19 protein-coding genes are annotated in these 20,545 nt (G+C 73.4%); 9 read left to right on the forward strand and 10 right to left on the reverse strand.

The window, feature by feature from the left end; translation table 11 throughout:
* The 4 genes from OM076_RS39885 to OM076_RS39900 form a co-directional block, all read right to left on the reverse strand.
* The coding region (locus tag OM076_RS39885) for an RNA polymerase sigma factor (protein ID WP_270045776.1) at positions 1-1,287 on the reverse strand (1,287 nt) is incomplete at its 3' end.
* Between the two features lie 73 nt (positions 1,288-1,360).
* A complete protein-coding gene (locus tag OM076_RS39890) occupies positions 1,361-2,011 on the reverse strand; it encodes a hypothetical protein (RefSeq protein ID WP_270045777.1) in 651 nt (216 codons plus the stop codon).
* Positions 2,008-3,390 (reverse strand): MFS transporter, encoded by a 1,383-nt coding sequence (locus tag OM076_RS39895; RefSeq protein ID WP_270045778.1) that lies wholly within the window; start codon positions 3,388-3,390, stop codon positions 2,008-2,010. The genes OM076_RS39890 and OM076_RS39895 overlap by 4 nt, the downstream gene beginning before the upstream one ends.
* 159 nt (positions 3,391-3,549) lie before the next feature.
* On the reverse strand, positions 3,550-4,932 hold the full coding sequence (locus tag OM076_RS39900) for an MFS transporter (RefSeq protein ID WP_270045779.1): 1,383 nt from the start codon (positions 4,930-4,932) through the stop codon (positions 3,550-3,552).
* A 197-nt stretch (positions 4,933-5,129) separates the two neighbouring features.
* Here OM076_RS39900 and OM076_RS39905 point away from each other — a divergent pair, with 197 nt between their 5' ends.
* A complete protein-coding gene (locus tag OM076_RS39905; protein ID WP_270045780.1) occupies positions 5,130-6,044 on the forward strand; it encodes a LysR family transcriptional regulator in 915 nt (304 codons plus the stop codon).
* A gap of 16 nt (positions 6,045-6,060) precedes the next feature.
* On the opposite strand, the gene OM076_RS39910 is transcribed toward OM076_RS39905, so the two are convergent.
* Positions 6,061-6,432 (reverse strand): nuclear transport factor 2 family protein, encoded by a 372-nt coding sequence (locus tag OM076_RS39910; RefSeq protein WP_270045781.1) that lies wholly within the window; start codon positions 6,430-6,432, stop codon positions 6,061-6,063.
* A gap of 78 nt (positions 6,433-6,510) precedes the next feature.
* Between OM076_RS39910 and OM076_RS39915 the strand changes: the two genes are divergently transcribed.
* Both OM076_RS39915 and OM076_RS39920 read left to right on the forward strand, forming a co-directional pair.
* The gene (locus tag OM076_RS39915) at positions 6,511-9,642 is read left to right on the forward strand and encodes an ATP-binding protein (protein ID WP_270045782.1); all 3,132 of its coding nucleotides are present in this window, start codon (positions 6,511-6,513) and stop codon (positions 9,640-9,642) included.
* Positions 9,626-10,045: an SRPBCC family protein gene (locus OM076_RS39920; protein ID WP_270045783.1), complete on the forward strand. Its 420-nt coding sequence runs from the start codon at positions 9,626-9,628 to the stop codon at positions 10,043-10,045. Before OM076_RS39915 ends, OM076_RS39920 begins: the two co-directional genes overlap by 17 nt.
* Here OM076_RS39920 and OM076_RS39925 read toward each other — a convergent pair.
* Positions 10,017-11,084 carry a class I SAM-dependent methyltransferase gene (locus OM076_RS39925; protein WP_270045784.1) on the reverse strand — a complete coding sequence of 356 codons (1,068 nt, stop codon included), beginning with the start codon at positions 11,082-11,084 and terminating at the stop codon, positions 10,017-10,019. The genes OM076_RS39920 and OM076_RS39925 overlap by 29 nt on opposite strands.
* Positions 11,085-11,104: 20 nt before the next feature.
* Here OM076_RS39925 and OM076_RS39930 point away from each other — a divergent pair, with 20 nt between their 5' ends.
* Both OM076_RS39930 and OM076_RS39935 read left to right on the forward strand, forming a co-directional pair.
* Positions 11,105-11,605 (forward strand): hypothetical protein, encoded by a 501-nt coding sequence (locus tag OM076_RS39930; RefSeq protein ID WP_270045785.1) that lies wholly within the window; start codon positions 11,105-11,107, stop codon positions 11,603-11,605.
* 17 nt (positions 11,606-11,622) lie between these two features.
* Complete coding sequence (locus OM076_RS39935) at positions 11,623-11,970, forward strand: hypothetical protein (protein ID WP_270045786.1); 348 nt, start codon at positions 11,623-11,625, stop codon at positions 11,968-11,970.
* On the opposite strand, the gene OM076_RS39940 is transcribed toward OM076_RS39935, so the two are convergent.
* Together OM076_RS39940 and OM076_RS39945 are read right to left on the reverse strand one after the other, a co-directional pair.
* Positions 11,967-12,902, reverse strand: coding sequence for a hypothetical protein (locus OM076_RS39940; RefSeq protein ID WP_270045787.1), 936 nt, complete (start codon positions 12,900-12,902; stop codon positions 11,967-11,969). The genes OM076_RS39935 and OM076_RS39940 overlap by 4 nt on opposite strands.
* A gap of 319 nt (positions 12,903-13,221) precedes the next feature.
* Entirely contained in the window at positions 13,222-13,431 is a 210-nt protein-coding gene (locus OM076_RS39945) for a hypothetical protein (protein WP_270045788.1), read from the reverse strand.
* 259 nt (positions 13,432-13,690) lie between these two features.
* On the opposite strand from OM076_RS39945, the gene OM076_RS39950 reads away from it, so the two are divergent.
* The 3 genes from OM076_RS39950 to OM076_RS39960 are packed head-to-tail and all read left to right on the forward strand — an operon-like array spanning position 13,691 to position 15,392.
* Positions 13,691-13,996 carry a hypothetical protein gene (locus OM076_RS39950; protein WP_270045789.1) on the forward strand — a complete coding sequence of 102 codons (306 nt, stop codon included), beginning with the start codon at positions 13,691-13,693 and terminating at the stop codon, positions 13,994-13,996.
* Between the two features lie 53 nt (positions 13,997-14,049).
* The gene (locus OM076_RS39955) at positions 14,050-15,024 is read left to right on the forward strand and encodes a phage tail protein (protein ID WP_270045790.1); all 975 of its coding nucleotides are present in this window, start codon (positions 14,050-14,052) and stop codon (positions 15,022-15,024) included.
* Between the two features lie 20 nt (positions 15,025-15,044).
* Positions 15,045-15,392, forward strand: a complete 348-nt coding sequence (locus OM076_RS39960; protein WP_270045791.1) for a hypothetical protein — start codon at positions 15,045-15,047, stop codon at positions 15,390-15,392.
* A 48-nt stretch (positions 15,393-15,440) separates the two neighbouring features.
* Here the strand turns inward: OM076_RS39960 and OM076_RS39965 are convergent, their stop codons facing one another.
* Positions 15,441-19,184, reverse strand: a complete 3,744-nt coding sequence (locus tag OM076_RS39965) for a SpoIIE family protein phosphatase (RefSeq protein WP_270045792.1) — start codon at positions 19,182-19,184, stop codon at positions 15,441-15,443.
* A complete protein-coding gene (locus tag OM076_RS39970) occupies positions 19,181-19,540 on the reverse strand; it encodes an STAS domain-containing protein (RefSeq protein ID WP_270045793.1) in 360 nt (119 codons plus the stop codon). The genes OM076_RS39965 and OM076_RS39970 overlap by 4 nt, the downstream gene beginning before the upstream one ends.
* Positions 19,541-19,636: 96 nt before the next feature.
* On the opposite strand from OM076_RS39970, the gene OM076_RS39975 reads away from it, so the two are divergent.
* Positions 19,637-20,434, forward strand: coding sequence for an FG-GAP repeat domain-containing protein (locus OM076_RS39975; protein WP_270045794.1), 798 nt, complete (start codon positions 19,637-19,639; stop codon positions 20,432-20,434).
* The last annotated feature ends 111 nt before the right edge of the window (positions 20,435-20,545 follow it).

Consider the following 20,545-nt stretch of genomic DNA (forward strand, 5'->3'; position numbering starts at 1 on the left):
CTTGGCGGACGCGCGGCGCGCAGCCCGGCGCTGCGCGGGCGTGAGACGGCGCGCGGCCCAGCGTCGCGCCACGGCGCGGCGGACGGCCCGTCGCTCCGCCACTGTCAGACGGCCGGCGCGGCGTCGCGTCCGCATCGCCTCGCGGAGCACCCGCCTCAGGACGCCGGCCTTGCCACGTTCGGCACCGCCGGTCGGGCCCGTGGCATCCGGCACGGGGGACGGCGTGGCCGAGACGAACACGGCCGTCGGCGTGGGCGTGACGGTCGCCGACACGGTGCGGAACGGCGCCGCAGCCTGCGCCCGCGCGTCCGTGGGCCCGGCGACGTGCGCGATCGTCCCGGCGGCCGTCCCACCCGCGAGCACGACGGCGACCGCGACCTTGACGAGCGTCGCGGCAGCTCCACCGGCCACCCCCGCACCCCCTGCCGCACCCACGCCCGCCGCACCGGCACCGCCGCCGCCCGCCGCGGCTCCGCTCGCGCCGTGCGCCGCACCCGCGCCACCCGCGCCCGCCGCCGCGCCACCCGCCACGCCCGCGCCACCTGCCCCACCCGCCGCGATCACCCGCGCGAGGAGTCCCACCGGGACGCTCACCGGGAGCACGGACGCGAGCGCCGCTCGTTGCGTCGCGACGCCGCGCTGGAACGCGCGGCACCCCGCGCACTGGCGCAGATGCCGGCGCAAGGACGCGCGGCGGAGGTCCGGGCCTGACGCCACGGCGAGCGCGGCGCGGATCTCTCCGCACGGGACCGCGCGGGCCGCGCGGTCGGCCATCAGCGCCTGGCGGGCGCGGAAGACGAGCGCCTTCACGCGCGACTCGCTCGTCCCCAGGACTTCGGCGATCCGGCGCTGTGGGAAGTCCTCGAGCTCGGCGAGCAGCAGGGCCGCGCGCTGCGGCTCGGGCAGGCACGCGATGTCGGCGAGCAGCGCGCGCAACTCGCTGCGACGCTCGACCGCCTCCGCCAGGCCCTCGGTGTCCAGGACCGCCTCCAACGCGTCGCTGGACACCTCGCGCCGCGCAGCCAACACCGACAGCGCCCGGTTGCGGGCGATCGTGAACAGCCACGCACGCAGGTGCTCGGGCTCGGTGCCGGACCGCAGCGCCCCGAGCGCGCGCACGAAGGTCTGCTGCAGCACGTCCTCGGCCTCCTCGCGGGTGCCCAGGAGATGCCGGCAGAACGACATCAGCGCGCCGGAGTGGCGCTCGTACAACAGCTCCAGCGCGCGTTCGTCCCCCGCTCCAGCGAGGATCGCGAGGCGCTCGTCCGTCAGGCGGGCATAGGTCATGGCTCGCCTACTCGACCCGGCAGCGGGCCCGAAGTTCGCATCATGCGAGTTCGTGGCGCGCAGACGCTCGGGTTCAGTCGAGAAGTCGCTGCAGCGGGCCGGGCAGTGCGTCTTTGAGCTGTCGTTTGGCCTCGTCGGTCGCACCGTGGACGAGTGCATCGCGGAGGGTCGGCTCGAGCGATCCGGGATCGTCGAGGCCCGCGAGGACCGTGTTCACGTCGATCTTGTCGAGCGACCGGTGCAGGACGCCGGCGGTCGGGAGCAGCTCGTCGACCAGGCGGTCGGGGATCAGCCCGATGAGGCTGCTGGAGATGCCGAGCTGGTCGGCGATCGACGGCAGGAGGGTCGACACCTTCGGCAGCTGGCCGGCCTTGTCGAGCCGGTCGACGCCGGTGCTCAGGCCGTCCTTGATCGCTCGCGCGAGGCCGCGTTCGTCGGTGCCGGTCTCTCTCGCGAGTTCGGCGCGGTCCGCTTCCGATGGCAGCGCGAGCAGCAGCCGTTCGCGACTCACGCCGAGCGTGCAAGCGGCCTCGTCGAGGCCGGTGAGGACGATGGTCTCCGCCAGACCCTCGAGGTCGTTCGTGCTCGTCCGGCCGCGGTCCTGGCAGGGGTCGGCGGCGCGCTGGGGGACGAAGTCGGCGCCGCCGGCGGCGAGCTGGACCCAGAGCAGCCCGCCGCAGAGGACGAGCGCGACGGCGATGAGGGCGAAGCCCCGGGAGCTCATTCCCGGGTCGCCTTCTCACGCAGGAACAGGGCGGGGAGGATCGCGAGGAGCGCGAGCACGGCGGCGGCGAGAAACGCGGAGCGGAACGCGCGGGTCGCGGCGCGCTCGAGCTGGTCGTCGAGGCGGACCTCGAGCGCCTCGGCGCGTGCGGTCTGCTCCTTCGGCAGCTGGGCCTTCTCGAACGCGATGTCGAGGTCGGGGACGCGGCCGTTCTCCGCCTCGAGCTGCGCTCCGAGGCCGTTGGCGAGCTTGAGCTTGCTCGACGCCGGCAGGTCGGAGTCGAGCACCTGCGCGGCGATCGCCTCCTGCGCCGGGCGCTGCGCGTCCTTCAGGTCGGACGTGAAGATCGGCGTGAGGATCACGAGGCCCACCACGATCCCACCGTGACGCGCCGCGATCGTCCAGCCGCCGTGGAGCGCGCGGGGCACCCGGTCGGCGAGCGCGGACCGGGTCAGCGAGTCGACGGTCAGACCGAGCCCGAGGCCGACGAGGACCTGCGCCGGGATCGTCCACGCCGGGTTCGCGTCCGGCAGCAGGCCGAGGCAGGCGAGCCCACCGCCGACCAGGATCGAGCCCGCGATCGCCTCGGCGCGGCTCCCGGCGCGCAACGTACGGACGAGCGCGCCGGCGGCGACGGCGGCGAGCGGGATCGCGCTGACCGTGACGGCGGCGAGCGCCGGCGAGCGGCGCCAGCCCTCGACGATCAGGAGGACGAGGAGGAACAACGCCGCGGTCAGCGCCGCCGAGATGAGGGCGAGCGCGAGGTTGGCCGGGATGTCCGGGCGGTCGGACGGGCCGTCCTGGCGCTCGACGCTCGAGCGCAGCCGGAGCGCCACCGGCAGCGCGAGGAGCACGAGCGGCACCTGGATGATGAAGATCGACTGCCAGCTGATCGCCGCGGTCATCAGGCCGCCGACCACCGGCCCGATCGCGGACCCCGCGACGCCGGCGGCGGCCCACCGGGCGGCACCGCGGCGTTCGTCGTGCGAGGCCGCGACGAGGAGCTCGAGGCAGGACGCGATCACGAGCGCGCCGCCGATCGCCTGCCCGACGCGCGCGATGATGAGGACCTCGAGCGTGCCGGCGAGCGCGCAGCCGGCCGACGCCGTCGCGAACGCGACGAGCCCCACCGCGCCCGTGTAGCCCGCGGCCCCGCGCGTGCAGAGCTTCGCGGCGGGTACCGCGGCCAGCGCGAGCACCAGGTTGAAGCCCGTCAGGACCCACGCGACCTCTGACACCTCGGCGTCGAGCTCGCGCAGGATGCTCGGCAGCGCGAGCGTGACGATCGCCGAGTCCGCGAGGACGATCCCCACCGCGAGCGACAGGAGGGCGACCGCGACGGTCGACGCGGGCGGCGTGGGCTTCTCGAGGGCCGTCAAGAGGAGGCGTCCCTCTGACGGCCGTGGACGCGCATGGCGGCGCCGGCCTCGCGGGTGACCCAGTCGGCGATTGAGGTGGTGTAGCCCATGACGAGGCCGATGATCACCATCATGCCGACCGCCGGTCGAGATCCGTGCTCGACCGGCGGTCCGGTGCGGTCAGTCCGCGTCGAACGCGACGTTCGCGGGGGTGCTCAGCTCCTCCGCGTCGCGGCGCCGGATCAGCAGCGCGCCGGCGATCGCGCCGCTCGCAGCGAGCACCGCGCCGGCGAGCAGCGCTGTGTGCATCCCGTTGACGTAGTCGCCGGCCGAGCCGCCGCGCAGCAGGTCGCCGGTGGGGATCAGCGCGCCGAGGCCGGCGACGCCGATCGCGATCCCGGCCTGGCGGAACGTGTCGTTGATGCCGGCCGCGAGGCCGCTCTGCTCGGCCGGGACGGAGTTCAGCGCGACTGCGCTGACCGACGGGTTGAACAGGCCGGTGCCGATCAGTGCCACGGTGATGCCGGGGAGCAGCACGACCCAGGACGAGTCGACCTGGGCGACCGTCAGCATCGCCATCCCGGCCGCGACCAGGAGCAGGCCGCCGGAGACGAGGACGCCGGGGTGCACCCGCTGGCTCAACTGCGCGGTGGCGCCGGAGACGACGACCATCACGAGCGTGCTGGGGACGAACACCAGACCGGCCTCGATCGCGGACAGCCCGAGCACGTTCTGGAGGTAGATCGAGCAGTAGAGGTAGATCGCGAAGAACGAGCCGGAGATCGCGAACGCCGTGAGCTGCGCGCCGGTGAACGCGCGCGAGCGCAGCAGCGCAAGCGGCAGCATCGGATGCGTCGAACGCGCCTCGATGACCACGAACGCGACGAGCAGCGCCGCCGCGCCGGCGAGTGCCGCGACGATCACGCCGCTGCCCCACCCGTCCTCGTTTCCGCGCAGCAGACCGAAGACGAGCAGGAACAGCCCCGAGGTCAGCGAGAGCAGGCCGGGAACGTCCACCCGCGGCGCACGCGGATCGCGGGACTCGCGGACCTGACGCAGCGTGACGGCCAACGCGGCGACCCCGATCGGGATGTTCACGAGGAACACCCAACGCCAGCCCAGCGCGGTGGTCAGCACGCCGCCGACCGCCGGCCCGATCGCAAACGACGCGCCGATCGTGGCGCCGTAGGCGGCGAGCGCCGCGGTCCGCTGACGCTCGTCCGGGAACGCGTCGGCCAAGAGCGCCAGCGAAGTGGCGAAGAGCAGTGCCGCGCCCAGCCCTTGGACGGCCCGCGCGGCGTGGAGCAGCTCGATCGAGTCAGCCGCCGCGCATGCGCCCGATGCCACCGTGAAGACCACGAGCCCGGAGGCGAAGACGCGGCGGCGCCCGAAGCGGTCGGCGAGCGATCCGGCCGTCAACACGACGGCGGCGAGCGCGAGCGTGTACGTGTCCACCACCCACTGCAGACCGCCGATCCCGGTGTCGAGGTCTTCGCCGATCGAGGGCAGGGCGGTGTTCACCACCGCGATGTCCAGCATCAAGATCGCGGTGGCGGTACACACCACCGCAAGCGTCCAACGTTGTACGACGGTCATCTCAGGAAGCGGTCCTTTCACAAACGGGGGACCACGAAGCCTGTCCGGGCAGGGTTGCCAGAGCTTTGCCGGGAGGTTGCCCGTCCGTTCATAAGCCCGCGTCATGGCTGCCAGCAGAAGGATGAGTTGGACTTCTGAACGGTGCGGTGGCACGATCGGTGGCGATGGAGATCCGCCACTTGCGCACGATCGTCGCCGTCGCACGCCACGGCTCGCTGACCAAGGCCGGCGACGAGCTGTTCCTCACGCAGTCGGCCATCTCGCAGCAGATCCGGCGGCTGGAGGAGGAGCTGGGCGTCGAGGTCTTCCACCGCACCAGCCGCCGTGTGCAGCTGACCCCCGAGGGTCACGTGATCCACGGCCACGCGCAGCGCGTGCTCGCCGCGGTGGACGCGCTGCACGGCGATGTGGAGGAGCTCACCGGGCTGCTGAGCGGGCAGGTGCGGATCGGCGGCATGTACCCGACCGGGCCGTACGACCTCTTCGCGATGCTCGCCGGCTTTCGCGCCGCGCATCCCGGCGTCGCGATCCACATGGTCGAGGGCACCCAGGACGACATCCTCGCCGCGCTGCGCGCCGACGAGCTCGACTGCGCCTTCACGGCGCTCGATCCCGACACGCTCGGCGCGGAGTACGAGGTCGCCCTGCTCGGGACGGACGAGCTCGTGGTCGCGTTGCCGGTCGGCCATCCGCTGGCGCGCGAGGCGCGCATCACGTTCGACCAACTCGCGGGTGAGGACCTGATCGCCTACCGCGAGAACTCCGCGCTGCGCCGGCGCCTGGAGCGCAAGATGGCCGACCACGGCGTCGAGCCGCGCAATGCCTTCATCTGCACCGAGATGGGGGCGGTACGCGCCCTGGCCAGCAAGGGGCTCGGGGTCGCGGTGATCCCGCGCTCGGTCGCCGCCGAGCCCGGCCCGCCGATCGAGCTGCGCCCGATCGCGCCCGAGCCGCTGACTTGGCCGGTCGCGCTCGTGTGGCGCGCCGACCGGCGCCAGACCGTCGCGGGCAAGGCCTTCCTGGCCGTCGCGCTCGAATTCGCCCAGCGCCCCGGGCGGCGCGGGCTGCGCGCCGCCTGAGCGCTCCCGCCCGGCGTCAGGCGACGTCCCACGCCTGCGCGGCGACCTGGCTGACGATCCGTCCTTCGCGCAGCTTCGCGGTGGCGACGCAGAGGACGCGGGTGCCGTCGGGGTAGCGGCAGCGGACGGTGAAGCCAAGGACGCCGTCGCCGGATGCGACGTCTTCGACGGAGTGGGTCATCTCGCGCGAGAACAGGTCGGCGATGTAGGCATCGACGGCTTCGCGGCCCTCGATGCGCTGCGGGTGGCTGGGCGTGTGCTCGGCGTCGACGAACTCGAGCGTGGCGTCGTCGGCGTGCAGCGCGGCCAGGGCGGTCGCGTCGCGCTCGGCGAAGGCGCGTCGCAGCGCGGCGACGTCGAAGGTGTGGGTGGTGGGGATGGTGGTCATGGATGCCACTGTCCCGGCCGCCCGTCAATGCTCCGTCATCCGGTCGTCAAGACGGCCTTTGCCGGTTAGAGTTGGCCGGTGCTGCGCGTGCAGCTGCTCGGGGAGTTGCGGGCCGAGATCGACGGTCGCCCTGTCACGCCGCCTGCAAGCCGCCGCGCGTGGAGCCTGCTGGCGTGGCTGGCGATGCATCCGGGTGAGCACGCGCGCGGGGCCGTCGCCGCCGGTTTCTGGCCCGACGTCCTGGACTCGAGCGCCCGCGCGTCGCTGCGCAGCGTGTTGTGGGAGCTGCGCCGCGTGCTCGGGAGCGACGCTGCGCTGGTCGCGGGCCGTGAGCGGATCGCGCTCGTCTGCGAGACCGACCTGGCCGAGTTCGAGGCACTCGTCGTGGCCGGACGGCTGGAGGCCGCGGTCGCGCTGCATCGCGGTCCGCTGCTCGCCGGCCTCGACGACGACTGGGTGCTGGAGGCGCGCGATGAGCTCGTCGAGCGGCTCGGCTCCGCTTACGGGCGGCTCGCCGCCGCGACCGCCACGCCCGGCGAAGCCGTCGGCTGGGCCCGCCGCCGGCTCGCGCTCGACCCGCTCGACGAGGACGCCGCGCGCGAGCTGATGCGCCGGCTGGCCGCGGGCGGCGATCGCGCGGGCGCGCTCGCGGTCTACGACCGGCTGTCGGACCGGCTGAGGACCTCGCTCGGCCTCGCGCCGTCGGCCCAGACGCGCACGCTCGCCACCACCCTGCGCGGGGCCGAGGCCGCGCCCGGCGCACCGCAGGCCGACGGTCCGCCGCTGATCGGCCGCCAGCACGAGCTGGCCGCGATCACCGAGCTGTGGGAGCGCGTCACCGCCGGCGCCGGTGCCGTGCTGGTGCTGGGCGGCGAGGGTGGCATCGGCAAGACGCGCCTGGCCGCCGAGCTCGTCGCTCGCGCCCGCGCGACCGGCAACGCGCGGGCGGCTCGCTGCAGCGCGGTCGACCTCGGCGGCGCGCCGCCGTTCGCGCCCTGGATCGAGCTGCTGGCCGACCTCGCGCGCGAGCTTGCGCCACCGCCCGCCGACAGCCAGTGGCCGGAGGAGCTCGGCCGGCTGTCTCCGTCGCTGCCGCGCCGCCTCGGGCGCCCGCGCGCGGCGGCGGCCGACGTGCCGCCCGAGCTCGCGCGCGCACGGCTGTTCGAGGCGGCCGTGGAGCTGGCCGAGCACGCCACCGCCGACCGGCCGCTGGTGCTCGTGTTCGACGACGTCCATCTCGCCGACGTGCCGACGCTCGAGCTCGCCGCCTACCTCGCCCGCCGCATCCAGCTGCTGCCGGTGCTGATCGTGCTCACCCGCCGCATGACGCCGCGCCGCGACGAGGTCGACGCACTCGTCCATGCGGCACGCGGTCGCGGCATCGCCGTCCGCGAGCTGGAGCTGCAACCGCTCACGCGCGCCGCGCTCGAGGCGCTCGTCGAGGCGGTCAGCGCCCTCGACGCGTCCGCCCGCGAACGCGTGATCGCGGTCGCCGACGGCAATCCGCTGCTGGCCTTGGAGAGCGCCCGCGCCGGCGCGAGCGCAGACCGCGGGCCGCCCGCGTCGCTGCGTGGCACCGTGCGGGCGGCGATCTCGCGGCTCGACGAGGCCGCGCGCGAGATCACCGAGCTGACGGCCGTGGCCGGGCGCCCGCTCGATCGGCTCGAGCTCTCTGGGCTGGCCCGGCCTGAGGCGGTGCTCGCCGCCATGGACTGCGGGCTCTTGCGCAGCACCGACGGGCGTTTCGGCTTCCGCCACGACCTGCTGCGCGAAGCGGTGGTCGCCGACCTCGATGACGTCCGTCGCGCGATCCATCACGAGACGCTCGGCGGTGCGCTCGGGGCGAGCCCCGCGGAAGCCGCGCGCCACCTGCGCCTCGCCGGGCGCGACGACCTCGCCGCCGCGCGCCTCGTCGAGGCAGCCGGGGTCGCCGTGCGGGCGACGGCGCTGGTCGAGGCGACCGCCTATCTGACCGAGGCGGTCGAGCTGCGCCCGGCCGACGCCGCCACGCGGCTCGAGCTCAGCGACGTCCTCGCGCAGCTCGGCCGGCGCGACGCGGCCACGACCGAGTTTGAGCGGGCGATCGTGCTGCTCGCGCCTGATGACTCCGCGGCCCGGGCTGCCGCGCACCGGCGCGCCGCGCTGTGGTATCGCGGCCCGCTGTGCGATCCGGGGCGGGCACGCCGCAGCGCCCAGCAGGGCCTCGACGCGCTCGACGCCGGCGGGGTGGCGGACGCCGAATCGCGCGTCGAGCTACTGCTGATCCGCGCCTGGTGCGAGGTCACGATCGAGGGCTCCGGCGCCGCGAAACGGTCGCTCGCCGAGCTCGCGTCGCTCGGACTGGACCTCGAGCGTATGCCGCTGTGGCGCCACCACCTGCGCACCGTCGAAAGCTTCGCGCTGATCGCTGAGGGCCGGATGGGGGAGGCCGAGGCGGCACTGATCGCGTCCGCCACGGCGGGCGAGGACGCGGGACGCCCGGACCTCGCCTACAGCGGCTGGTCGAACGCTGCCTGCATGGCCGTCGCGACGGGTGACCTGGAGCGTGCGCTCGAGCACGCCGACCGCGGGGCGACGATCACCGCGCCGTTCCCGGCGATCGCGTTCCAGACGGCCGCGCTGCGCGCGAACGTGCTCGCGCTGCTGGGCCGGCACGCCGAGGCGCGCACCGCGGACGAGCGGCAGGCCGAGCTGGCGGCGCGGCTCGGTACGCCGGCGACGATCGCGCTCGCCGACCATGACGCCGGTCTGCTCGCCGGGCTGGCCGGCGACCACGAGCGCGCGCAGCAGTGCCTCGGCCGTGCGCTCGCCGGCGACCCGCCGATCGTGCGCGCCGACGCCCGCCTCCGGCGCGCCGAGGCGCTTGCCCGGCTCGGCCGCGCGGATGAAGCCCAGGCCGAGCTGCGCGCCGCGGCGTTGGAGCCGGTCCGGCCCGCCCACCGTCCCGCGGTGCTGGTGGCACGGATGACGTTCGTCCAGGCGCTCATCGCCCGCGCCCAGGGCGACGCCGAGCTGACGCAGACGCGGCTGCGCGAGGCCGAGCGCCATTGGCAGCGCCTCGCCGGCCTCCAGCTGTTCGCGAGCGAGCACCTCGCGTCGCTGGTCGACCTCGGGCGCCCGCCCGTCACCGGCATCGTCAATCCGTCCTACGAGCTGGAACGCGTGGCCGATGAGCTGCGCAGATCGGAGCCCCTTGCCGACGTTCGATGACAGCACGACGACGACCGCGCCGGTCGAGGAGGTCTGGAAGCTCCTGTACGACCCTTCCCGCTTCCCCGAGTGGTGGGAGGGGATCGAGACCGTCGAGCGCCACGGCCGCGACGGCCAGGGCGACATCACGCTGTACCCGCGCGGCTACCCGGACTTCCCGATGCCGCAGCAGCTGCGCGCCGGCGGCGACGGCCGGACGCTGACGATCTCGTGCCTCGTCAGCTACCTGGTGTTCGAGTGGCAGCTCGCGGCGCTCGAGGCGGGGACCCGGATCGCCGTCCACGTCGAGATCCCCGAGCAGGAGGCCCACCGCCTGGATGGGCAGCGCGCCGCGGTGAGCGCCTCCTTGCGCTCACTCGCCGCGCTCGCCGCGGCTACGGACGCGCCTCGAGCACGAGGTTGAACGGCGTCTCGGCGCTGCGCCGCACGCGGGTGAAGCCGCCCTCGCGCAGGACCTCCGTGAGCCGCTGCTCGCCGGCCTGGGCGCCGAGCGCGAGCCCGACCTCCTGGCTGAGCGACGCGGGCGTGCACAGCATCGTGGAGCCCGCGTAGAACACCCGGCCGACCGGCGTCAGGTTCTCCTCCAGCGCATCGCCGGCGAACGGCTCGACGACCATCCACGTCCCGTCCTGGGCGAGCTGCGAGCGGATCTGGCGGGCGGCGCCGACCGGGTCGCCCATGTCGTGCAGCGCGTCGAACACGCACACCAGGTCGTAGGGACCTCCGCCGATCTCCTTCGCCGACGCGACCTCGAACGTCACGCGGTCGGCGACGCCGGCGCGTTCCGCCGCGCGGCGCGCGGCCTCGATCGAGCCCTCGTGGTAGTCGGAGCCGGTGAAGGTGGAGCTCGGGTACGCCTGCGCCATCAGGATCGTCGAGGCGCCGTGCCCGCAGCCGACGTCGGCGACGCGCGCGCCGGCCTCGAGCTTGGCGACCACGCCCTCCAGCGACGGCAGCCACGAGTCGACCAGGTTGGCCAGGTAGCCGGGGCGGAAGAAGCGCTCGGTGCCCTCGAACAGGTCGGGGTCGTGCTCGTGCCAGCCGAAGCCCTCGCCGGTCCGGAAGCGCTCGGTGATGTGCGGCTCGTCCTTGAAGATCGCCGCCAGCAGCTGGAACGCGCCCGGGATGAACACCGGACTGTCGTCGTCCGCGAGCGCCAGCGCCTGCTCGGGCGGGAGCCGGAAGCTCCGGCTCGGCGGGTCGTACTCGACATAGCCGCTGGCCGCCTGCTGGCTCAGCCACTCGCGGACGTAGCGCTCGCGGCAGCCGGTGCGCTCGGCCAGTTCGGCCGGGGTGACGGGCGCGCCGTCGGCCATCGCCTTGTACAGGCCGAGCTTGTCGCCGATCAGCACCAGCGGCGCGGTCGCCCCGGCGCCCATGTCCTGCACGAAGCGCCCCATGAACGCCTCGAGCTTGCCTTCGTCGATGGTCGGCGCCGACATGCCATCTCCTCCACGATCGTTTGACGCGTCGCAGCCTCGCCGGCGCCCGTCATCGCACCGTCAAGCCCGCGTCAAGCGCTTCCCGCCGCGGCGCGGCGCCGCTTACCTCCGGGTCCGTCGCCGTGCTGACGGCGCCGCCGCGCGCGGGGGATATACGGGTCAAGGCGGTCGCGACGGTGGCCGACGAACCGGGCATGCCGCCCTTCACCGCCAGCCTCACCTACCCGTTCTGGACGATCGAGACGGCGCGCCAGCGCGGGCTGTGGCGCCGCTCGCCCAAGCAGCTGCTGGTGCCGCAGACGCGCCCGGAATGCGTCGGCGGGTGGCTCGTGGAGTACCTCGAAGCGCATCCACACGACCACGCGTTCGCGAACCTGCGCGTGCTCGAGCATCCAATGGAGGGCATCACCCCGCTCACCGTCGACAGACCGCGCGGCTTCATCGACTACGCCCGCGACCCGCTCGCCGGCGTCACCTACCTCCCCGATCTCCAGCGCGAGGCGCTGTCCACCGTCTCGTAGGGAGCCGCTACGGTTCATTGCGCAATGCACCGATCCAAAGGCTTTTCCTACTGAGACTCGTCTTTGAGCCCTCCGCGGCGGACTATCGCCGGTTCGGTCCGCGCTACGAGAGCCTCGCGACCTGCCTGCGTGACGCGGGCTGGGACGCGACCATCGTCGTCAGTCGCGAGGAGCGGCGCAGCGCGGTCGCAGAGCTGGTCGTGCGGGTGCTGGACCCCGCCGACGACGCCACGCTCGACGCCCTGATCGCCACGCTCGCCACCAACGTCAGCGAGGCGCTTCCGCGGCTGCCGCAGCCGCGCGGCCGCGTCGTGATCTACGGGCTCGACCGTCAAGTGCTGCGCATCGTCGAAGTGACGAGCTAAGCCCCCACTACAGCGGGCGCGTGCCGAGCGCGCAGCCGGCTCACCAGCCCGTCGATGCCTGCCCACAGCGCGAAGGCGAGCCCGCCGGTCGTGCCGGTCGCGGTCATCAGCACGCCCGCCGCCGCGGCCGCCGCCACGCCGTCGCCGCCGAGGATCACGACCGCCGCGGCAGCCCCTACCGCCGGGCCGACGGGCAGCTGCCCGAGGGTGACGACGGCGATCAGCACGGCGATCGCGTCGAAGAACGACGCGTCGACGCCGACCGCGTGCAGCAGCAGCCAGTTGCGGAAGATCTGCGAGAACACCGCGACGAGCACCCAGCACACGACGCGCCCGCCACCGCGCAGGCTGCGGATGACCGCCAGCCCGCGCCACAGGTCGCGACCGGTGCACAGAGAGAGCCGGCGGAGGCCGGTGCCGAGCAGCGCGATCACCGCGCCGGCCACGAGCGGCGACCACCACGGCAGGCCGAGCGGCCCGACCAGCGTGAACGAGCTCAGCGCCGCGAGGGCGATCTCGACCGACAGGATCGGCACCTCGGCCGCGATCAGCGTCGGCACCTGCGGGCACACCTTCGGGCTCGAACGGCGCAGCGCGACGATCCGCGCGGCCGCGCCGAGCTGACCGCTCAACAGGCTGCCGAGCACCTGCATGCTCGAGGCGCGAAACAGCACGCGCCGCGAGACCCGGCCGCCCGCTGCCTCGATCGAGACGTGCCACGCCTCGGTCCGCGCGAGCAGCGCGACGATGTGGATCACGACCGTGATGGTCAGGATCCACCACGGCGCGCCGGACAGGGCCGCGGCGAACTCGTCCCGCCGGCCCGCGAGCAGCAGGCCGAGCGCGCCGAGCATCAGGACCGCCCCCAGCGTCGCCACGAGCACCGGGTGCGCTCGTCCGAACCCGCGCAGGCGGGTCAGCGGACGGCGCATTCGACCTCGGGGCGCGGGGGTCAGGCCCTGCTCAGCCGCGCCTGCGGCTGGGGTCGTTCGCCGAGTGCCGGATGGGCTTCTCGCCCACGGGTCGGTCGGCGGCCGCCAGGCGTCGTTCGGCGGCCTCCTCCTTTAGGCGCTTCTGGGCCAGGGCGTATTCGGCCCCGCGTTCAGCGGGTGACGCCGAGACGCGCTTCGGGGGCCGGGGGAACGAACTTTGCGGCGGCGCCATGGCGACGCTCCTCTCGCTCCTTCATGGGATCGTCGCTCGCACGGCGAAGGAGCGGAGCCGCTCGCGTGCGGGTGTGCTCCCTCCAGCTTATCGGGCCTGGGGGACACTCTCGACCGGATTGTCAGCCAACTGGGTCGCGGCTTCGCGCGCGCGGTACGTTCCACGCTCGCGCTGGGCGATGGTCACCCGCTCGGCGGCGATTCCGGCCGCCGTGGTGGCGGATCGGCGCGCGTCGCGCACGCGCGTGAGTTGGGAGCGCCGCGCGGCGGCGGGCATCGGGGTGGTGGACTGCGGCATCTGGGCCGTCCTTTGTTCTAAGTGGGTGTGGCGACGCCGTCTGACGGGCGCCGAGCAAGGGGTATTGCCTTCGATCCGGGCGCGGAGGCCTGCACAGCAGCGACTGCGGCGCCGGAGCGGCGATACCCGGGCGCAGAACGCCCGACTTGCACACAATCACACTACCAGTGCCCAGACCCGGTAGGGTGCGGTTGGCCGTGGGACCTCCCGCGGCGTCTATCGGTCGCTCCGCGCCCGTGCACCCGACCAGGAGGGCACGATGCCCGCCGCAAGCTCGCAGGACGCTCGGCTCGCCGACGCCGAGATCAGGGCCGTAGTCGTTCGCCTCGCTCGCCCAGACGGCGACGGCGGCGCTGTCATCGAGCGCGCGGCGATGATGGCGGAGGGCGCGCTGGCGTCCTCGATCGAGGAGTGGGTCCTTGCTCACGGCGGTGAGCCCGAGGCGCCGGTCATCACCGCCTCCGGCCCCGGTCTCTACCGAGTACGGCCCGACGGCCCGCTCGCCGCGCGTCGCCCGCCGCGCCGCTACGTCCTTCCCGCGCACGCGCTGACCGAGTCCGAGTAGTCCCCTGATCGGGGGACCTGTGTGTCCTCCGATCACCTGCCGATTACCGGCGCATGGCCCAACGTCTGTTGCTCGCGCTGCGCCGGCAGCCGGTCGCGTTTCTCGCACTCTTCGTCGCCCTCGGCGGCAGCTCGTTCGCCGCGGTCAGCGCCGCCAAGCCCGGGACCGGCGACGTGATCGTCGGCTGCGTGGCCAAGGACGGCAAGCTCCGGGTCGTCGCCGCCGCGTCGCGCTGCACGGCCAAGGAGACCGCGATCTCGTTCAACCGCGAGGGCAAGCAGGGCGTGGCGGGCGCCGACGGAGCCGATGGCGCCGACGGCGCCGCGGGAGCCGACGGAGTCGACGGCCGCGACGGCAAGGACGGCGCGACCGGCCCCAAGGGCGCGACCGGCCCGGCAGGGCGTGACGGCACCGACACCGGCGTCGCGGGGCCCGCGGGTCCGGCGGGCGCGGACGGGCAGTCGGTCACGGGCACCGCCGAATCGGCGGGCGCCAACTGCGCCACGGGCGGCGTGAAGTACGTCGCGGCGAGCGGGACCAACTACGTCTGCAACGGCGCCACCGGCGCGACCGGCGCCTCCGGAGCGACTGAGACGGCCGCGTCCTTGCTGACCAAGCTCCTCACCGTCGACGGGACGGGCTCGACCCTCGATGCCGATCGGCTCAACGGTCTCTCCAGCTCCGCGTTCCTGCGCACCACCGACTTCAACAGCACCTTCGACACCCGCCTCGGCACGCTCTTCGGCACGGGCATCCAGACGCCGAGCATGAGCTCGTCCGGCAGCGCCGTGGACTGCTACATCGGCCAGGTCCTGCTCACCGCGTTCTCGTACGTCCCGCCCGGCGCCGCGGTCGCCGCCGGCCAGACCCTGGCGATCTCGCAGTGGTCGGCGCTGTTCGCACTTCTCGGCACCACCTACGGCGGCAACGGCACGACGAACTTCAACCTCCCCGACCTGCGCAAGCAGGCCCCCGGCGGCATGACTTACAGCATCTGCGTGAACGGTGTCTGGCCGGCCCGCGATTGATCGGTAAGGTCGCGCCGGCCATGGAGACCGTGACCTGCATCTATCGCGCTCCGATCGCGGTCGGTCACCGCGTCGAGGTGCGCTGGTTCGAAGCGTCGAGCGCCGGAATCTTCGGCACCAAGCTGGACGAACAGCCGCACCAACCGCTCGTCAAGGATCTCGAGACGGGCATCGAGTACATGGGCGACTGGCTCTTCAAGCACACGGGCGCCAAGCGGGCCAAGCGCGCGCTCGCGATCGACGAGCACATCAAGAAGGAGCTCGAGGTCGTCCGCACGCTCGTCGGCACCGTCAGCCGCTGCCGCGTCGTCACCGTCGCGTGGAGCGAATACGACATCCAGACCCACCTGGACGTCGAACCCGACTAAGAGCCTGTTGACGAACATCGGTCGGACCGACCATTCGTCAACAGACTCCTAGCCATAGCGCGTCAGTTCGAGCGCGCACCAGACGGACTTGCCGTCGTGGATCGGCCGCGTGCCCCACTCGTCGGCCATCATCGCGACCAGCTGGAGGCCGCGGCCGTGGACGTCGTTCGTGGTGGGGCGCAGCTTGCGCGGGACCGCGGTGGCGGTGTCTTCGACCTCGACGACGAGGTGTTCGCGGGCGTGGCGGAGGTGCAGGTGGATCGGGGCGCGGCCGTGGACGATCGCGTTGGTGACCATCTCGCTCACGAGCAGGATCGCGTCGCGGGCGAGTGACACCGGCAGCGACCACTCGTCCAGCGTGCCGCGGGTGAACGAGCGGGCCTGGTGGACGGCGCGCACGTCGTCGTCGATCGAGAGGTTCGCCGACGGCGGCGGGGTCTGGTCTGAGACGGTGGCGACGAGCACGGCGACGTCGTCGTCGCTGCCCTCGGGCGCGAGTGCGTGTACCAGCACGCCGGGGATGTCGGCGATCGACCCCTCGACGTGCCCCAGCAACGCGGCCAGCTCGTCGATCCCGATGTCGAGGTTGCGCGTGCGGCGCTCGACGAGCCCGTCGGTGTAGAGCGCGAGCAGCGAGCCGACCGGTAGCGCCACCTGCTCCTCCTCCAGCGTCAGCGGCCCGGCGCCGAGCGGCGGCCCCGCGGCGCCGGTCAACCGGCGCACACCCGCACCGGGCACGGCCAGCAGCGGCGGCAGATGCCCAGCGTTGGCGTACATCAGCGTCCGGTCGCGAGGATCGAAGATCGCGTAGATGCAGGTGACGATCTGCACCTCGCCGAGCTCGCGCACGACGCCGTCGAGGTACTCGAGCACGTCGGCGGGTGGGAGGTCCAGCCGCGCGTACGCCCGCACCGCGGCGCGGAGCTGACCCATCACGGCGGCGGCGCGCACGCCGCGCCCCATCACATCGCCGATCACCAGCGCGGTGCGCCCCGCGCCCACCTCGATGACGTCGTACCAGTCCCCACCCACCTGCGTGTCCGCGACGCCCGGCTGGTAGAAGGTCGCGACCTCCAGCTGATCGGGATCGAAGTCCATCGGTGGCAGCAGGCTGTGCTGGAGCTCGTCGGCGATCGCGCGCTCGCGCCCGGCGGCCTCGCGCTCAGCCGCGGCGGCCGTGATCGCCTGCTCGGCCGCACGCTGCGCGGTGATGTCCTGCAGGCTGCCGCGCAGCCGGACCGGCAGCCCGTCGCCGTCGCGTTCGAGCTCGCCGAGCACCCGCACCCACGGCTGCTCGTCGTCGAGCCCCACGAGACACACCTCGAGGTCGACCGGCCGGCCCGCGGCGCCGCCCTCCAGCGCGGCCCGCACGCGCTCCAGATCGTCCGCGGCGATCCGCCGCGCGAGCGCGTTCTCCAGGCCTTCCGAGCGCAGCTCCTCGGCGCTCAACCGGACGAGCCGGGCGAGCTCGTCGGAGCCGGAGATCGCGCCCGTCGCGAGCTCGATCTCCCAGCTCCCCACACGCGCCAGCCGCTGCGCCTGGTCGATCAGGTCCTGGCCGCGGCGCAGCTGGTCGCGCGTGCGGCGGACCCGTTCGAGCTCGAGGTTCGCGGCGACGCGGGCGAGCAGCTCGCGGGCCGCGAACGGCTTGATCAGGTAGTCGTCGGCGCCCGCCTCCAGGCCCTCGATCGTGCCCTCCTCGCCCGCACGCGCGGAGAGCATGATCACCGGAACGCTGGTCGTGACCGGGTCCGCCTGCAGCGCCGCGAGCAGCCCGAAGCCGTCGAGGTTGGGCATCATCACGTCGGTCAGCACGAGGTCAGGTGGATGCGCGCGCGCCCGCTCCAGCGCGATCGCGCCGTCGGCCGCGGTCTCGACCGCGTAGTCGCCCGCCAGCAGCGTCGCGATGTAGTCGCGCATGTCCGCGTTGTCGTCGACGACCAGCACCCGCGGTGCGTCCGGCGCGACCTGGATCGTCTCGGCGAACCCGGTCTCGCCGAGCCAGCGCATCGCCTCGACGAGGAAGCTCTGCGCCTGCTGGCGAGCGGTGACCGCGCTCTCGCTCGCGCCACGGACGTCCTCGGCGGGGAGGTGCGCGGCACCGAACGGCACGGTGACCGTGAACGTCGAGCCCTCGCCGCGCGCGCTGGACACGGTCGCGCCGCCGCCGTGCAGCGCGGCCAGCTCGGCGACCAGCGCCAGGCCGATGCCCGAGCCCTCATGCGAGCGCGAGCGCACACCCGCCACGCGGTGAAAACGTTCGAACAACCGCGGCTGCTCTTCGTCCGGGATGCCGATGCCGGTGTCGGCCACCGTCAACCGCGCCTCGCCGTCCACGGCTGACACCGCGACGGCGATGCCACCCTCGAACGTGAACTTCAAAGCGTTGGATACGAGATTGAGCACGATCTTGGCCCACATCTCGCGATCGACGAAGACGGGCTCGGGGAGCGGCGGGCAGGAGATCTCGAGCGTCAGCCCCGCCCGCTGTACCGCCGACTCGAACATGCTCGCCAGCTCGGCGGTGTAGCGGGCGAGATCGACCGCCTCGTAGTGCGCCTGGGCCTGGCCCGACTCCAGCCGCGAGAAGTCCAGCAGCGTGTTGACCAGCTTCAGCAGCCGCTGCGCGTTGCGATTGATGACGTCGACGCGCTGGCGCTGCGGGTCCGCGAGCGGCGTATCGGTATCGATCAGCGCGTCCTCGGCCGGGCCGAGCAGCAGCGTCAGCGGCGTGCGCAGCTCGTGGCTGACATTGGTGAAGAACGCGGTCTTCGCGCGGTCGAGCTCGGCCAGCGCCTCGGCGCGGCGGCGCTCGGCGCCGTACGCGCGGGCGCTCGCGATGCCACCGGCGATCTGCCCGGCGACGAGCCCGAGGAACGCGCGATAGTCGTCATCGAGCGGCCGGTAGCGGTTCAACCCGGCGACCAGGAATCCGGACGGCGGCCCCTGACCCTGCTGTGGCAGCGGGAGCACGAGCGCGGCGACCGGCGGCTCGTCCCACGCCCCGGTCGGGAGCGCCTCGAACGCGAGCTCGACGAGCTCGGTCGACCCCGCGGCCGCCGACGCCACCGGCCACGCCGAGGCGGCGGCCGCCGGATGCTCGGGCGAGATGCCGGTCGCGCGCCCGAGCCACGCCTCGCCGTTCTCCTCACCGAAGAGATGGATGAGCGAGAACGGCACGTCGTGCGCGTTGTCGGCCAGCGGCTGCGAGACCGCCGCGAGCACCTCCTCCACGGTCAGCATGCTCGCGCCCGTGCCGAGGTCGCGCAGCGTCGCCATCCGCCGCTCGCCGACGACCCGCTCGGTGTCCTCGCTGACGACGCACAGCATCCCCGCGATCCGGCCGTCGTCGTCGGCCAGCGGGCTGTAGGAGAACGTGTGGTAGGTCTCCTCGACGTACCCGCTGCGCTCGAGGAAGAGCAGCAGCGCCTCGTCCCAGGTCGCGATCCCGGTGCGCATCACCGTCTCGATGCGCGGGCCGATGTCAGGCCAGATCTCCGCCCACACCTCGCGCGCCGAGCGCCCCAGCGCCCACGGGTACTTCTTGCCGAGCGTGTCGCGCCGGTAGGCGTCGTTGCAGAAGAACGTCAGCTCCGGGCCCCACGCCATCCACATCGCGAAGCGCGACGTGAGCACCACGCCGACGATGGTCTGCAGGCTGCGCGGCCACTCCTCCGGCGGCCCGAGCGGGTGCGCTTCCCAGTCGACGGCCAGCGTGTCGTGCCCGACCGCGCCGGCCGCCCGAAGCGTCGCGCGGATCCCCGACTCGACCGAGCCGACCTCGTCGGTCACGACGGCTCGCCGGCGAGGAACGCGTCAGGGTCGTCGACGAACTCGAGCACCTGCATCAGGCCCGACATCTCGAGGATGCGATGCACGTCGGACGCGCCACCGACCGCCACCGCGAAGCGGAACCCGTGCTTGCGCGCACGCTGGTTGGACTCGACGATCAGCCCGAGGCCGCTGGAATCCATGAACGTGACGCCCCGCAGATCGAGCACCACGCTCCCGTCGCGGGTGCGATGCTCGGCCAGCGCGGCTTTGACCTCCGGCGCCGACCAGAGGTCGATCTCCCCGGTCGCGATGACCACGACACCCGCGTCGCGCTGCTCCCAGCGCACGTCGAAGGGGCGCTCCTCCACGGACATGAGGCGAGTCTAACCCGCACGGCAGCGGCCAAACCCCGCTAAGTCCAGGGTCGAGTCCCGATTGCCTGAAGGCGTGGATCCGGCCAACAATCGCTCATGCCATCCAAGAGACTCCTCGCCGTCGCGCTCGCGACCGCGGCAGCGATACCAGCCGGCAGGGCCGCGGCCGATGTCAACGCAGGAAGCGAGACCGCGGTCGGCGGGCCCGTGTCGGCGACGCTGACGTGGGACGCGGGTGACGGCCCGCGCAACATGCGGCTCGCGATCGCGCGCAACGGCGTGACCGGGCTGGACCGGACGATCCCGCAGACCTGCGGCGAGCAGTGCAGCCGCTTCAGCAACGATGCCGACACGTTCGCGGTCCGCGACCTCGACGGAGACGGGGAGGACGAGGTCGTCCTGCGCGTGAACTCGAGTGAGCCGTGCTGCTTCGCGCTCGGCATCTTCGACTACCAGCCCGCGACCGGGACGTACCGCGAGTTCGTGCGCGTCTCGGAGTCCTCGGTCGACATCGCCGACCTCAACCGCGACGGCCGGCCGGACCTCAAGACCTCGGACTCGCGGATCGACGGCGGGCCGGTGCGGATCTTCCAGTACACCCGCAACGACACCGGAGTCACGCTCGACGATGTCACGCGCCGGTTCCCCGGTCAGATCCGCGAGGACGCGCGGTTCGCCAAGACGCTGTTCGCGAGCGGCCGCCGTCCCGACCCGGAGTCAGCGAGAAGCTATGTCAGCGAGTACGTCGCCGACGAGTTCCTGCTGGGGCGCGGGCAGGCCGGGCTGAAGGAGCTCGACCAGCAGCGCCTGCGCGGCGTGCTCGGGAAGCCGAAGGAGGCGAAGGCCTTCCGGCGGTCACTGCTGCGCAAGCTGGACCGCTTCGGCTACCGGTGACCCGGCAGGGCGCGCGGCGGGGTTCCCCTTCCACCGCCGCGCGCCCCGAGCCGGGACCGACGACGACTCGCCCTTCGGGCTCGCGTCGTAGAGAGGCGTCGCCCAGGGGCT

Source organism: Solirubrobacter ginsenosidimutans, assembly GCF_027587205.1.